The organism is Pelomonas cellulosilytica, assembly GCF_021353265.1.
In the GTDB taxonomy this organism is placed as follows: domain Bacteria; phylum Pseudomonadota; class Gammaproteobacteria; order Burkholderiales; family Burkholderiaceae_C; genus Pelomonas; species Pelomonas cellulosilytica.
Window position 1 is genome coordinate 76,778 of sequence record NZ_JAJTWU010000001.1, and the last position, 13,878, is coordinate 90,655.

Here is a 13,878-nt window from a genome sequence, read left to right on the forward strand (position 1 = left end):
GTCGGCTAGCCGCCAGACGGATACGCGCCGACGGCTCAGGCCTTGTCGATGTCGTCCAGCAGCCGCATGACGGCGGCTTCGGCCGCCTCGCAGGCCGACTCCAGACCCACATGCACCTTGCCGCAATGTTCGCCAGCGAAGTACAGCGAGCCCACCGGCCGGTCCAGCAGTGCGGCGTACCGGCCGACGCCGCCCACCGGGTAGCCCGCCACGTGGCCGCGGTTGAACGGCAGCGTCGTCCAGTTGTGCACATGGGTCACGCGCATCGCGCCGGCCGTGGACGGGCGCAGCCGGGCCAGCTCGCTGACGACGCGCTCGCTCACCTGCGCCGTTGGCAGCCGGTCCAGCGCGTCGGTGGCCTCGCCGTTGATGAAGGCGACGAAATGGTTGGTTGAGCCGTCCTGCGCTGGCAGTCGCAGCACGCGCTCGATGGGGCCATCGGACCACAGCTCGGGTGACATGCCGTCCTTTTCCCAGAAGGGCTTGTCCGCTTCCATGAAAACCTGCAGCAGCTGGCCGTAGCGGATCTCGTGCCAGGCCTCGCGCTGTTGGCCCGGGATGGTCGCGCCGCGCACGCCGTCGACGCGGATGTCCTTCATGACAGACAGTGGGATAGTCGTGATGCAAGCCCGGGCGCGATGCACGCTGCCGTCTCGGCAGTGCACGACCGTGCCCGTTGGCCCGGCCTCGATCCGGTGCACCACGCGTTGCAGCTGCACCGGCTGCGCGAGCGACTGTGCCATCGCGTCGGTCAGCGCGCTCGTGCCGTCGCGCACCTTGCTCTGGCGGCCGGCCTTGGCTTCCCACATATAGCCATGGAGCTTGCGCAGCACGTCCAGCGCGTTGGCCTCGTCGAGATTGCGCGATGTAACGTTGACGTTGAGAAGGCGCAGTGCTTCGTCCGACGCGCCCTGCGCGCGGAAGTAGTCGCGCAGCGACATGCGGTCCAGCGTGGCGAATTCGGGCTTGAGCCAGTCCGACAGTTCCACCAGCGGCTGCTTGTTGGCGCGCAGGTAGTGGGCGTAGAGCTGAAGCGGCAGCATCGCGCGCTCGCCGGCAGCCAGGCGGTTTAGCGGCGAGTCGGCCCAGGGGCGATTGACCGCGGGCTGGCCGAAGAGACTCATCGCGACGGTACTGCCGCCCAGCACTGACGGGCCCCCGGGTTTCTGGTCCACCAGCGCGACGCCCAGCTCCGTCGCATTGCCGCGCACGCGCCCGTAGCCGAAGCCGATCTCGGCCGCACCCATCTCGGGACGGCCTGGCACTCCACGCTCGGTCCAGCAGCGCCCGCCGACGCGGTTGCTGGCCTCCAGTACCGTGATCTTCAGCCCTGCGCCCTGCAGCATGCGGGCGGCGTGCAGGCCGGAGATGCCGGCGCCGAGGATGAGTACGTCGGCCTGCGGTGAGGCGGCGCGGGCCAGGCCCGTGGGGGCCGCCAGCGTCGCCGCTCCCGCGGCCAGGACGGAGCGACGATTCAACAACGTGGGGTCAGCCATCAGCAGGTCTCCAGGCCGGGGCGGCGCATGCATCGATCAATGCAGTACAGCATGGCCGTCGCGGCCTGGCGAGTCCGTGGCGCGGAGTGTTCAAGAGGTGATTTTTCCAGGCGGTGCGCGTGTCCTCGCTGCGTGAACAGCCTGCCCGCGGCAGTGGCCGGCGGCGGGCCTCCCGGCTAGCGTCGCCGCTTCTCACCGCTCCGTGCCTGCACCCGATGAACGCCACTGCCGCCCAAGAGGCTCTTGTCCATGAACTGCGCGCCGTGCTGGGTGCCGAGGGGGTCGGTACCGCGGCGTCGCAGCTCGACGTGCTGTCCCGCGATGTCTATGCCCAGGGCGGCCGGCCGCTGGCGGTCGTGCGGCCGCGCACCGTCGAGGCGTTGCAGTCCGCCGTTCGGCTGTGCGCGGCAGCCGGCGTGGCCATGGTGCCGCGCGGCGGTGGTGCGTCCTATACCGACGGCTATCTGCTGCCGGCCGGCGGCCATGTGCTGTTCGACACCGGCGCACTGGACGGCATCGAGGTGGACGTGCCCAACGCAGTCGTGACTGTGGGTGCCGGCGTCACCTGGGCGGCGCTGCGCGAACGCCTGGCGCCGCTGGGTCTGCGCACGCCGTTCTGGGGGCCGTTCTCCGGCCTGGTCGCAACCATCGGCGGTGGTGTCAGCCAGAACACGCTAAGCCATGGAAGCGCGCGTCACGGCATCTCGGCGCAGTCGGTGCTGTCGCTGGACGTGGTGCTGGCATCCGGCGAATTGCTGCGCACGGGCATCAGTACCGCCACACGCCATTTCGGGCCGGACCTGACGGGCCTGTTTACCGGCGACTGCGGCGCGCTGGGTATCAAGGCGGCGATCCGGTTGCCGATGATCGCGGCGCATGCGGACTTCGAGGCGCTATCTTTCGCGTTCGACGATTTCGCAAGCTTCCACGAGATGCTGCGGCTGGCGGCGTTGGAGGGGCTGGAGGACGAGCACTTCGGCCTGGACCGCTCGCTGTCCCAGGGGCAGATCGGCCGGCAGGGCGGGCTGGCCTCGCGGCTGCGCATTGCAGCGGAGGTGTTCCGCTCGGCGCCTGGCGTGCTGGCTGGCGTGAAGCAGCTTCTGCGCATGGCGGCGGCCGGCGATCGCGTGCTGACGAGCGGTGCTTATATGGCGCACTTCATCGTCGAGGGTGTCAGCGAGGCCGACGTGAAGGCCAAGGCCCAGCGGCTGCGCTTGCTTGCGCTGACGCGCGGGCAGGAGATCGCCAACAGCGTGCCTGGCTTCGTGCGCGCGCTGCCGTTTGCGCCGCTGACCAACATCCTCGGCCCTGGCGGCGAGCGCTGGGTGCCTCTGCACGGCATCCTGCCGCATGCGGCGGTGACTGCGTTCCATGCGGCGCTGCAAGGGCTGAAGGCGCGCCGCCAGGTAGAGATGGAGCGGCTGGGCGTCTGGATGGGCACAATGTTCGCCACCGTCTCGTCGACGGGGCTGCTGTACGAGATCGCGCTGTACTGGCCCGATGAGACGACGCCGTATCACCATGCGATGCTGGGCGACGAGCATCTGCGCGGCGTACCGGCCCACGGCCGCAACGAAGCGGCCACCGCGCTGGCGGCGGACGTCAAGCGCGAGCTCGCCGAGCTGTTCGCCGCGCACGGCGCGGCGCATTTCCAGATCGGCCGGGCCTACCGCTACGCTGACCGGCTGGATCCGGTGGCGCTAGCGCTGCTGAATTCGCTGAAGGCCACGCTGGACCCGAAGGGCCTCATGAACCCGGGCGCGCTCGGGCTGTAGGCTGCCACGCCTTGTTCGCGAGGTGAATCGGAGCGCGACCGTGCGTTGACCGTCGGGTTCGCCTCACCTAGCCTCGCGCCCTCCGACAGCCCAACTGGTCATCATGAGCAGCATCCCTTCCGCGCCGTCCACCGTGCCGAGCTCCGCCGTGTCGGCGGAGGTCAGCGAGTTCCGCCGCGACAAGGCCTGGCAGGTGGTGCTGGCGGCCTGGGTGGGCGTCGCGATGGGGCTGACGGCGCTGCCGTTCTACACGCTGGGTATCTTCGCCAAGCCCCTGGCCCAGACCTTCGGCTGGTCGCGCTCGGTGATCCAGAGCGGCTTCACGTTCTCGATGCTGGGCGTCATCTGCAGCGCCTGGCTGGCCGGCTGGGCGATCGACCGTTTCGGCGTGCGGCGCGTCGCGCTGTTCAGCCAGGCGGGCCTGGCGCTGGGCTTTTTGGGCCTGGCCTGCCAGACCGGCTCCACGGTCCTGTGGCAGGCCAACTGGTTCCTGTTCGCCGTGCTGGGCATCGGCACGACGCCGCTGACCTGGTCCCGCGGCATCGGTGCCTGGTTCGACAAGCGTCGCGGCATGGCGCTGGGCATAGCACTCAGCGGCACGGGTGTGACGGCGTTGGTGGCGCCGCCGCTGATGAACCAGATCGTTACCTCCCATGGCTGGCGCGCCGGCTACGTGGTCGTGGCGCTGGCCATCGTGCTGTTCGCGATGCCGGTGGTGTGGTGGCTGTTCCGCGAGAAGCCGCGTGCCGAGCCGGGCGTCGCTGCGGGGGAAGGCGAGGGCCTGAGCGTGGGTCAGGCGCTGCGCACGCGGCAGTTCTGGCTGCTGATCGTTGCCTTCTGGATCATCTGCGCCGTCGTGGCCGGCCTCATCCCCAACCTCGTGCCGATGCTGACCGACGCGGGCTTGAGCATGACCGAGGCGGCCGGCTATGCCAGTCTGCTGGGCATCAACGTGATGTTCGGCCGCCTGCTGGCGGGCTGGCTGCTGGACCGTTTCTGGGGTCCGGCCGTCGCGCTGCTGCTGCTAATGCCGCCCACTCTGGCCTGCCTGCTGCTGGCCCAGCAGCAGTGGCCGGGGCCGGCCGTCGTCATGATCGGCCTGGCGGCCGGTGCGGAGTTCGACCTGATCGCCTACCTGTGCCTGCGCTACTTCGGCACGCGCAACTTCGGCCAGATCTATGCGTGGCAATGGGCCAACTTCTCGGTGGCTGCCGGCGCCGGCCCCGTGGGCTTTGCGATGATCTTCGACCGCAACGGCAGCTATCACGACGCATTGCTGATCGCCGCGGTGCTGCTGGTGCTCGGCCCGCTGCTGTTGCTGGGACTGGGGCGCTATCCGAAGGCCTGGCCGGCGCGCTGACGGGGCGGTTGCGGCCCACCCCTAAACTGCCGCTTTGGCTGGGAGCGGCGAGGGTGGGTGTGAGAGGCGCGGGTCATGGCGGAGCGTGACGAGATCAAGTCGTTGAAGAAGGCCTTGCGCGCCATCACGTTCATGAACCAGCATGGCGACGTGACCGCTACCCAGGTGGCCCAGGGCATCGGCGTGCCGCGAGCGACCTCCTACCGGCTGCTGCAGACACTGGCCTCTGCCGGCTATGTGGACAAGCTGCCCAACAGCGACATCTACCGGCTGACCAGCCTCGTGCGTCATCTCGCGGCGGGGTTCCGGGACGAGGAGCTGCTCATCGAGATCGCCCGCCCGTTGCTGGCCGAGGCGCAGCGCGAGCTGGGCTGGGCGATCGCGTTGAGCACGCCGCGCGACACCGAGATGGTCGTGCGGCTGAACACCGACCACGACTCGCCGCTGGCGCTGATCCGCTACGGCGTAGGCGCGTCGCTGCCCATCCTGCTGTCCACCTGCGGCTACTGCTATCTGGCGCATTGCCAGCCTGCCGAGCGCGAGTCCATCGTCAACACGACGCTGGAACGCGACGAGCTGCGGCGCGCGGTGCATTTCGACCGGCCGCAGATCCAGCAGCTCATCGACGACGCCCGCTTGAACGGCTACTGCCACCTCGAGTTCGACCACTACCGCGAGGGCAACCTCGGCGTGCCGCTGCTGCTGGCCGGGCGGCCGGTGGGTGGCATCGTCATGCGCTACATCAAGTCCACGCTGCGCAACAAGGACAAACTCCGCGAGGTCTACGCGCCGCGGCTGCAGAAGCTGGCCCGCGATATCGCCGAGCGGCATCCAGCCCAGGCGGCCGCCGCGCCCGGGCAATTCGGGGTGTGAACAGCGGCGCGGGCCGCTCTTCCTGATCGGCGTTTCGCGGTCTAGGCTGCGCGCAGCAGAACGCCAATCGCAGGGAGCGAAACCGATGTCCTCATCCAGGAGCGCGCGCGCCGGCGCGGCCCGGCCCGGTCCAACGCGGGCCGCACCGCCGTGACGACGTATCCCACCTTCGTCGCCGAACGGCTGACTGACTTCGTCTGTGCCTGGCAGCAGGCGCAGCCGCACGAGATGGTGCTGCACCAGGCCAAGCGCCTGCTGCTGAACCAGCTGAAAGCCTCGGCCGAGGCTAGCCGCCAGCCGGCGGGCCTGCAGCTGCTGGCGCAAGCCGCGCTGGCCGCGGGCGTCGCCGGGCCGGGCACCGGCGTGGCCCTGTGGTGGTCGGGTCTTCGCGTCCCGCGTGCGCGCGCGGCGCTGCTACACGGCCAGCTGCTCGAACAGCTCGACTATGGCGACACCCATCTGCCGAGCCAGACCAGCATCACGGCGGCGTTGCTGCCGGACCTGCTGGCGCTGGGCGAGATCGGCCGGCATGGCGGGGCGCGCGTGTTGACGGCCTTGCTCGTGGGCGTCGAGGTCGCGCTCGCCGCGCGAGACCTGACGCCAGCGCCCCACGTCGCGTCAGTGGCGCGCGATCTTGGTGCCGCAGCCTCGCGATGCACGCTGCTGGGGCTGACTCGCGCGGCGACATCCGCGGCGCTGGCGCCGATGTGCGCGGCCTGGCCGCAGGCGGCGGGTGATGCGCCGCAGGCGGGGGCGGCGCTTGCGGACCTGGATGACTTCCGGCGAGTGCACGAGATCGCGCTGCATTGCCGGCCGCTGCCGGTGGCGGCGCTCGCGCCGGTGGAGGCCGCACTGGCGTTGCGGGCGCAGGCCGGCGGGCGCTCGCTGCAGCGCCTGCGGCTGGCCGTCTGGCCCGGCAGCTCGAAAGCGCCGCAGCGCGATGAGTTGTTGCTTGACAGCGTTGCCACCGCCTGGCTGATGGGCCAATTCACGGCCGACGAACGACTGGCGGCTTGCCGCGAACATCCGACGACCCGGCGCCTGCGCGACACCATCCATCTGTGGCGTGACGACCGGCTGCCCGGTGTTCACGCCTCCCGGCTCGAAGCATGGTTCGACGACGGTGGGCAGGAGGCGGTGGAGATCGACTTCTTCCTCGGGTCACCGGCCCATCCGTTGTGTGATTCGCAGCTCTGCGAGCTGTTTCGCAGTGCTGCGGACGACGTTGTGTTGCCGCGTCGCTCGGGCGAGATCCTGCAGGCCTTGTGGGGGCTGGACCGGTCGGCCGACGTGGGCGGCTTGCTGGCCCTGTTGCGCCGGCCCGCCTGAAGGCTCGGCCGGCGCGTCGGGCTCAGCAGGTGGCCAGCGCCTCGACGTGGGCCGGATGGTCGCCGGTGCGTTGGGCCAGCTTGGCCGAGATGTCGCGCGCTGCGGCCTTCAGGTCGTCGGCGTAGCGGCGCACGGCCTCGGCCATCGGCAGCGCCGACGCGAAGAACACGAGCGTCAGCGTCGCCACCACCTCGCCGTTGTCCATCACCGGCACGGCGATCGACGAGGTCTTGCCGGGGAACTGCGTGTGCGGATTGCGCTCCCAGGTCGCATAGCCGTTGTCGCGGATCATCTGCACTAGCCGCTCTGACTTGAACATGTCCAGCAGCGGCGTGCGCCGCTCATAGGCCTCCAGGCCGGCCAGCAGACCCAGCCGCTCCTCGTTGCCGATGTGGGCCAGGAAGGCATGGCCCGACGCGCATTCCAGCAACGGCAGGCTGTAGCCCGGCGCGTAGTTGCAGAAGGTCAGCGAGCTGATCGTGTGCGTGGAGTCGCGCACGATCATGCTGCGGCCTACGTGGGTCGTCAGCGAGACCGGCCAGGCGTGCTGCTGCGTCAGGGCCACCAGGTGCGGCCGGGCGGCTTCGATGAGGCTGCCGCCATCGGCATAGCCCAGCGCCAGCGACTGCACAAGCGCAGTCACGCGGTAGCGCTTGCAGCTGGCCTCGCAGGTGACGAGGCCTTCATGCATCAGCGTCTGGATGATGCGGAACGTGGTCGGGTAGGGCAGGCCTACCGCCTTGGAGATCTCCATGACCGTGAGCCATTCCCCGCGGTTGATGGCCTGCAGGACGGCGATGCTGCGACTGACGGAACGGATCGGAACGCTTCTTTCCATGGGACACCTGTAATGCTGGTTTGGTGCGACTGACGCGAGACGGACACCGCCCCGGCGCAGGCCCGGGACGCCCCCAATGTGTCGCAAGCGGCATGCCGTTGACTACGCTGAAACCCCCGGTTCGAAACGACTGCCCGCATTGCGGGCAGCGCCGCAGATGCGCTTGAAATCTTTCGCCGCCGACGGTTCCGCTGTGCGGAGAGTGCGGTGACTGCATTGGCGGCGCACAGGTGCGCGCGGCAGACTGGTACGCCCTTCATTGCCGAGCCCTGCCCGCCGTGACCGCCTATTCCTTTCAGACCGTGCCGCACCTGGTGATCGAGTGCGGCGTCAGCGCGCGGCTTGGCGAAGTCCTCGCCGAGCGCTGGTCGCCGCGCCGCCTGTGTGTCGTGACCGACGCCTTCCTGCACCGCAGCGGCCTGCTCGGGCCAGCGCTGCAAAGTCTGGTCGCCGCCGGGTTCGAGCTTTTGGTCATCGATGACGTGCAGCCGGACCCGCCTGACCATGTCGTCCAGGCCGCGAGCGAGCGCGCCCGCGCATTCGGCGCGCAACTGGTGCTGGGCCTGGGCGGCGGCTCGTCGATGGACGTGGCCAAGCTTGTTGCCGTGCTCGTGGCGAGCGAGCAGCCGCTGGCGCAGATGTATGGCATCGGCCAGGTGCAGGGCGAGCGGCTGCCACTGGTGCAGGTGCCCACGACGGCCGGCACCGGCTCTGAGGTCACGCCGATCGCCATCGTGACGACCGGTGCGACGACAAAGAGTGGCATCGTCTCGCGCCAGCTCTACGCTGACATGGCGGTGCTGGACGCGGCGCTGACGACCGGCCTGCCGCCGGCCATCACCGCGGCCACCGGCGTTGATGCGATGGTGCATGCCATTGAGGCGTTCACGAGCCGGCGGCTGAAGAACCCGCTGTCCGACCAGCTCGCGCTGCAGGCGTTGCGGCTGCTCAGCAGCCACCTGCTGCGCGCCTGCGAGCACGGCCAGGACCTGGCCGCGCGTGAGGCTTTGCTGCTTGGCGCGTTGCTGGCAGGCCAGGCCTTCGCGAACGCGCCCGTGGCCGCAGTCCATGCGCTGGCCTACCCGCTGGGCGGTCGCTTCCACCTGCCGCACGGCCTCAGCAACGCGCTGGTGCTGGCGCCGGTGCTGCGCTTCAACGCCGAGACCTCGCCCGAGGCTTATGTGGGCCTGGCCGAGGCGCTGCTGCCGGCGGTGACCGGTGATGCCGCCACAAAGGTGCAGGCATTCATCCGGCATCTGGAGGCGCTGGTGGCGGCCACGGGCTTGCCGCTGCGCTTGCGCGATCACGGCATCCCGGCCGATGCGCTGCCGCAGCTCGCCGCCGACGCCATGCTGCAGACGCGGCTGCTCGTCAACAACCCGCGCGAGGTCGGCGAGGCCGATGCGCTGGCCATCTACCGGAGTGCTTATTGATGGACATGCCTACGTCTCCCCTGGCCTTGCTGGTCGATGCCGGCCTGCTGAAGACCCAATCCCTCATCGACGGTCACTGGGTGGACGCGCCGGGGCGCTTTGCAGTGCGCGACCCCGCCACGGGCCGTGAGCTGGCGCAGGTGGCCAATCTCGGCGCGGCCGGTGCCGAGGCGGCCGTGCAGGCGGCGCACCGCGCGGGGCCGGCCTGGCGCGACACGACGGCCAAGCAGCGCCACGCCATCCTGCTGCGCTGGTACCAGCTGCTGACCGAGCACCGTGAGGATCTGGCGCGGCTCATCACCGCCGAGCAGGGCAAGCCCCTCGCCGAGGCGCGGGGCGAGGTGACCTACGGCGCCAGCTTCGTCGAGTGGTTTGCCGAGCAGGCCAAGCGCGTCAATGGCGAGGTGCTGCCATCCTTCGACAACGCGCGTCGGCTGATGGTGCTGCGCCAGCCGATCGGCGTCTGCGCGGCCATCACGCCGTGGAACTTCCCGCTGGCCATGATTACCCGCAAGGTTGCGCCGGCGCTGGCGGCCGGGTGCACGGTGGTGCTCAAGCCCGCGGAACAGACGCCGCTGACGGCGCTGGCGGTGGCCGAGCTGGCGCGGCGCGCCGGCGTGCCCGACGGCGTGCTGAACCTCGTGACGGCGGACGGCGCCGGCAGCATCGACGTCGGCAAGCACTTCTGCGCCAGCGAGCTGGTGCGTCACATCAGCTTCACCGGTAGCACCGAGGTGGGTCGCCTGCTGATGGCGCAGAGCGCGCCGACGATCAAGAAGCTTGCGTTGGAGCTGGGCGGCAATGCGCCCTTCATCGTCTTCGACGATGCCGACCTGGATGCCGCCGTCGAAGGCGCCATCGCCAGCAAGTTCCGAAACGCCGGCCAGACCTGTGTCTGCGCCAACCGCCTCTACGTGCAGGACGGGGTCTACGACCGCTTCCTGGAGAAGTTCGCGGCGCGCGTGGCGGCGTTGAAGGTCGGCAACGGCTTCGAGCCTGACAGCGTGCAAGGCCCGCTGATCGACCCGGCCGCGCTGGACAAGGTCGAGAAGCATGTGGACGACGCGCTGGCGCTGGGGGCGCGACTGCTGACCGGCGGCAGGCGGCTGCACGGGCAGTTTTATGCGCCGACCGTGCTGGCCGACGCGACCGCGCATATGCTGTGTGCGCGTGAGGAGACCTTTGGCCCGCTGGCGCCCGTGTTCCGCTTCCATACCGAGCAGGAGGCCATCGACCTGGCCAACGGCACCGAGTTCGGCCTCGCGGCTTACTTCTACAGCACGGGGCTGGGTCGCTGCTTCCGCGTCGCCGAGGCCCTGCAGTGCGGCATGGTGGGCGTCAACGCCGGCATCATCGCGACGGAGCATGTGCCCTTCGGTGGCGTCAAGCAGTCGGGCCTCGGCCGCGAGGGATCGGCGCTGGGCATTGAGGAGTACGTGGAGGTCAAGTACGTCTGCATGAGCGGCATCCGCTAGCCCGCAGCACCGGCCGGTCGCAGCGCACGACCCCACCCCAGGAGACAAGGACACCACGATGTCGTTTCAACAGCAATACCGCCAGAAGCGCCGCAGCGCCGCCGATGCCGCAGCCGAGGTGCGCGATGGCGACACCGTCATCGTGCCGACCGGCGCTGGCGAGCCGCCGGGCTTGCTGACCGCGCTGTCTGAGCGCCGCCGCGAACTGCGCGGCGTGCGCGTAGGGCAGATCCTGCCGCTGGACGCCTTCGACTACTTCGACCCGGCGACCGCCGAGCACATCCGGCCCGTCGGCTACTTTCTCGGCCCGGCGTCGCGCCCCGGGGCGCAGCAGGGCTGGGTCGACACGTTGGCCTGCCATTTCTCCGAGCTGCCGCAGATGATCCGGCGCGGCCTCACGCCCGCGGACGTCGTCTTCAGTGTGGCCTCGCCAATGGACGAGCACGGCTTCTTCTCGCTGTCGCTGGGCGCCGACTACACGATGGCCGCCGTCGAACGTGCCCGCGCCGTCGTGCTGGAGGTCAATGCGAACGCGCCGTTCGCCAACGGCAACTGCCATGTGCACATCTCACAGCTCACAGCCCTCGTCGAGACGGAGGTGCCGATACGCGAGGTTGGAGCGCCGAGCATCGGCCCCATCCCGGAGGCCATCGGCTCCCACGTCGCCGAGATGATCGAGGACGGCTCGACGCTGCAGATCGGCTACGGCAGCATCCCCGACGCAGTCGTGATGCAGCTGCGCCACAAGCGCGACCTGGGCATCCATTCCGAGATGATGGGCGACGGGCTGCTGTCGCTCATCGAATGCGGGGCAGTCACCCACCGTCGCCGCAACTACCTTCCGGGCAAGGCGGTCGCCACCTTCGTGCTGGGCTCGGCGAGGCTCTACCGCTACGTGCACCGCAACCCGGCCTTCGAGGTGCACCCAGCCGACTTCACGAACGACCCCTATCTTGCGGGCCAGAACGACAGGCTGGTGTCGATCAATGCGACGCTGCAGGTCGACCTGTTTGGCCAATGCGGCTCGGAGTCGCTGGGGCTGACGCCTTACTCAGGCACGGGTGGGCAGTCGGATTTCGTGCGCGCGGCCAACCGGTCGCGCGGCGGCCAGTCCTTCATCGTGCTGCCGTCCACGGCCAAGGACGGCCGCGTGTCGCGCATCGTGCCGACGCTGGATCCTGGCACGCTGGTGTCGACGAGCAAGAACGACGTGAACTACGTTGTGACCGAGTTCGGCGTCGCGCAGCTGCGCGGCAAGTCCATGCGCGAACGGGCCCGCGCGCTGATTGGCATCGCCCACCCGGACTTCCGCGCGCAATTGCAGGAGCAGGCTCAGCGACTGAAGTTGCTGTAGCGGCCGGGCGTTCAGCAGACGGGCGCCGTGAGGTTTGCTTCAGCGCGGATCGCCACGGGGCGGCCTGCCGCATCCACCGCCACCATCTCGAAGCTGCCGCGCAGCGCGTCGGGCCGCCCGGTGCCGGGCGCGGCGTCCAGCGCAGCGTGCACCTCGATCGTCATTGAACTGCGTCCCACCCGGACGACGCGCGCATGCACATGAAGCAGCGCACCGACGACCACGGGTTTCAGGAACTTGATCTCCTGTGCCGCCGCCATGACGACAGCCTGGCCGCTGAACTGCCGCGCGGCGAGGTAGGCCGTGCGGCCCAGCAGCGCCAGCGCCTCGGGCGCGAACAGCGTGCCGTAGGGGTTGGCCTGCTGCGGCAGGATCAGCTCGGTGCGATACAGCGTGTCGAGCGGAGGAGCGGTCAACTGCTGGATCCAGTCCATCGAGGCGGGAGGTGTTTTCATCACCGGCCATCGTTGCAGGTTGTGACCACCGACTCAACGGCTGAAGTGGCGTGCACTTGCGAATGAAGAAGCCCCGATCCGCAATGTTTGCGAAGCCTGGACCCAATGCGTAAGACGTTCTTCGGCGTGAAGCTCAGGGTGCTGCGTGAGCAGAACGGCATGACACAGGCGGGGCTGGCCCGAGTGCTGCAGTTGTCGCCCAGCTATGTCAACCAACTGGAGAACAACGAGCGACCGCTGAGCGTGCAGGTGCTGCTGCGGCTGCAGTCGGCGCTCGGCGTGGACCTGCAATTCTTCTCCGAGGACGTCGAAGCGCTCCAGCTCGCCCAGCTGCGCGAGGTGGCCGCCGAGTCCACGCAGCTGGGCGGCGTCCCGCAGGCGGAACTTCTGGCGCTCGCGCAGCAGATGCCCGCGGCGTCGCAGTTGCTGCTCGGGCTGCATCGGCGCGCGGTCTATGCCGAGCAGCGCCTGGCTCACCTGGGCGTCGCCGGGCCCGAGCCGCAGGACGAGGTGCGCGACTTCTTTCAAGCCCGCCAAAACCACATCGACGAGCTGGACCGGGCCGCCGAGCGGCTGTCGGCGCGGCTGGGCAGCACCGACAGCGCAGCGCTGCTGGCGCCTCAGCTCGAAGCCCATCTGCTCGGGGTGCACCAGGTGCAGGTGCGCACGCTGCCGGGCGAGGCGGCGCGCCGCTTCGAGCCGGAGCAGCGGCTGCTGTTCCTGCCGGATGCGCTGGGGCCGGGCCAGCACGCCTTCCAGCTGGCGACGCAGCTGGCTGCTCTGGAAGCTGGCGGCATGATCGACCGCCTTGTAGCGTCCGGTGGCTTCAGCGCGGAGGCAGCACGCCTGGCCGGTACCGGCTTGGCGAGCTATTTCGCCGGCGCGCTGTTGCTGCCCTATGGCCGCTTTCTCGCGGCGGCGCAGCAACTCCGCCACGATGTCGTGCTTCTGGCGCGCCGCTTCGGCGTCAGTGTCGAGACGGTGTGCCACAGGCTGTCGACGCTGCAGCGCCGAGAGGCGCGCGGCGTGCCATTCGTCTTCGTCCGCGTGGACCGGGCTGGCCACATCTCCAAGCGCCAGTCGGCGACGAGCTTCACCTTCCCGCGCTGCGGCGGCAGCTGCCCGCTGTGGAACGTCTACGACGCCTTTGCCCAGCCGGGGCGCGTCGTCACGCAGATTGCGCAGATGCCCGACGGCCGCCGCTACCTGTGGTTCGCCCATTGCGAGCCGCGCACGACCGGCGGCCATGGCTCACCGATGCGTCAGTTTTCGATCGGACTGGGCTGCGAGCTGCGGCATGCGACGCAGCTCGTTTACTCGCAAGGCTTGGACCTCGGCGATGCCGCACCGGCGACCCCCATTGGCCCCGGCTGCCGGTCGTGCGCGCGCGAGGGATGTCCCCAGCGCGCGTTCCCGGTGCCGGGCCGGCGCGTCGACGTGCATGAACACGTGGCCCCGCACCGAGCGCTTGGGTGAGGCAGGCGTGCGGC

At 69.7% G+C, this 13,878-nt stretch carries 11 protein-coding genes; 8 read left to right on the plus strand and 3 right to left on the minus strand.

Annotated elements, in window-relative coordinates:
- Positions 1-35: 35 nt before the first annotated feature.
- Positions 36-1,496 carry a flavin monoamine oxidase family protein gene (locus tag LXT13_RS00350; RefSeq protein WP_233369612.1) on the minus strand — a complete coding sequence of 487 codons (1,461 nt, stop codon included), beginning with the start codon at positions 1,494-1,496 and terminating at the stop codon, positions 36-38.
- 215 nt (positions 1,497-1,711) lie between these two features.
- Between LXT13_RS00350 and LXT13_RS00355 the strand changes: the two genes are divergently transcribed.
- The 4 genes from LXT13_RS00355 to LXT13_RS00370 all read left to right on the plus strand — a co-directional run bounded on the left by LXT13_RS00355 (position 1,712) and on the right by LXT13_RS00370 (position 6,833).
- A complete protein-coding gene (locus LXT13_RS00355) occupies positions 1,712-3,271 on the plus strand; it encodes an FAD-binding oxidoreductase (RefSeq protein WP_233369613.1) in 1,560 nt (519 codons plus the stop codon).
- Between the two features lie 103 nt (positions 3,272-3,374).
- Positions 3,375-4,631: an MFS transporter gene (locus LXT13_RS00360; protein WP_233369614.1), complete on the plus strand. Its 1,257-nt coding sequence runs from the start codon at positions 3,375-3,377 to the stop codon at positions 4,629-4,631.
- A gap of 75 nt (positions 4,632-4,706) precedes the next feature.
- Positions 4,707-5,504 (plus strand): helix-turn-helix domain-containing protein, encoded by a 798-nt coding sequence (locus LXT13_RS00365; RefSeq protein ID WP_233369615.1) that lies wholly within the window; start codon positions 4,707-4,709, stop codon positions 5,502-5,504.
- Positions 5,505-5,654: 150 nt separating this feature from the next.
- Entirely contained in the window at positions 5,655-6,833 is a 1,179-nt protein-coding gene (locus LXT13_RS00370) for an MmgE/PrpD family protein (protein WP_233369616.1), read from the plus strand.
- A gap of 22 nt (positions 6,834-6,855) precedes the next feature.
- Here the strand turns inward: LXT13_RS00370 and LXT13_RS00375 are convergent, their stop codons facing one another.
- A complete protein-coding gene (locus tag LXT13_RS00375; RefSeq protein ID WP_233369617.1) occupies positions 6,856-7,671 on the minus strand; it encodes an IclR family transcriptional regulator domain-containing protein in 816 nt (271 codons plus the stop codon).
- Positions 7,672-7,949: 278 nt separating this feature from the next.
- Here LXT13_RS00375 and LXT13_RS00380 point away from each other — a divergent pair, with 278 nt between their 5' ends.
- Genes LXT13_RS00380 through LXT13_RS00390 form a run of 3 tightly spaced genes read left to right on the plus strand, consistent with a single transcriptional unit; the run spans position 7,950 to position 11,933 of the window.
- On the plus strand, positions 7,950-9,104 hold the full coding sequence (locus LXT13_RS00380) for an iron-containing alcohol dehydrogenase (RefSeq protein ID WP_233369618.1): 1,155 nt from the start codon (positions 7,950-7,952) through the stop codon (positions 9,102-9,104).
- Positions 9,104-10,579: an NAD-dependent succinate-semialdehyde dehydrogenase gene (locus tag LXT13_RS00385; protein WP_233369619.1), complete on the plus strand. Its 1,476-nt coding sequence runs from the start codon at positions 9,104-9,106 to the stop codon at positions 10,577-10,579. The genes LXT13_RS00380 and LXT13_RS00385 overlap by 1 nt, the downstream gene beginning before the upstream one ends.
- A gap of 58 nt (positions 10,580-10,637) precedes the next feature.
- A complete protein-coding gene (locus LXT13_RS00390; protein WP_233369620.1) occupies positions 10,638-11,933 on the plus strand; it encodes an acetyl-CoA hydrolase/transferase family protein in 1,296 nt (431 codons plus the stop codon).
- Positions 11,934-11,944: 11 nt separating this feature from the next.
- On the opposite strand, the gene LXT13_RS00395 is transcribed toward LXT13_RS00390, so the two are convergent.
- The gene (locus LXT13_RS00395; protein WP_233369621.1) at positions 11,945-12,388 is read right to left on the minus strand and encodes an acyl-CoA thioesterase; all 444 of its coding nucleotides are present in this window, start codon (positions 12,386-12,388) and stop codon (positions 11,945-11,947) included.
- A gap of 105 nt (positions 12,389-12,493) precedes the next feature.
- On the opposite strand from LXT13_RS00395, the gene LXT13_RS00400 reads away from it, so the two are divergent.
- Positions 12,494-13,864 (plus strand): short-chain fatty acyl-CoA regulator family protein, encoded by a 1,371-nt coding sequence (locus LXT13_RS00400; protein ID WP_233369622.1) that lies wholly within the window; start codon positions 12,494-12,496, stop codon positions 13,862-13,864.
- The last annotated feature ends 14 nt before the right edge of the window (positions 13,865-13,878 follow it).

What these genes read in the sequence shown, in the direction of transcription:
- LXT13_RS00390 (WP_233369620.1), top strand. Translation starts at nt 10,638, where the DNA reads ATGTCGTTTCAACAGCAATACCGCCAGAAGCGCCGCAGCGCCGCCGAT.
- LXT13_RS00385 (WP_233369619.1), top strand. Translation starts at nt 9,104, where the DNA reads ATGGACATGCCTACGTCTCCCCTGGCCTTGCTGGTCGATGCCGGCCTG.
- LXT13_RS00355 (WP_233369613.1), top strand. Translation starts at nt 1,712, where the DNA reads ATGAACGCCACTGCCGCCCAAGAGGCTCTTGTCCATGAACTGCGCGCC.
- LXT13_RS00360 (WP_233369614.1), top strand. Translation starts at nt 3,375, where the DNA reads ATGAGCAGCATCCCTTCCGCGCCGTCCACCGTGCCGAGCTCCGCCGTG.
- LXT13_RS00375 (WP_233369617.1), bottom strand. Translation starts at nt 7,671, where the DNA reads ATGGAAAGAAGCGTTCCGATCCGTTCCGTCAGTCGCAGCATCGCCGTC.
- LXT13_RS00350 (WP_233369612.1), bottom strand. Translation starts at nt 1,496, where the DNA reads ATGGCTGACCCCACGTTGTTGAATCGTCGCTCCGTCCTGGCCGCGGGA.
- LXT13_RS00400 (WP_233369622.1), top strand. Translation starts at nt 12,494, where the DNA reads ATGCGTAAGACGTTCTTCGGCGTGAAGCTCAGGGTGCTGCGTGAGCAG.
- LXT13_RS00365 (WP_233369615.1), top strand. Translation starts at nt 4,707, where the DNA reads ATGGCGGAGCGTGACGAGATCAAGTCGTTGAAGAAGGCCTTGCGCGCC.
- LXT13_RS00395 (WP_233369621.1), bottom strand. Translation starts at nt 12,388, where the DNA reads ATGAAAACACCTCCCGCCTCGATGGACTGGATCCAGCAGTTGACCGCT.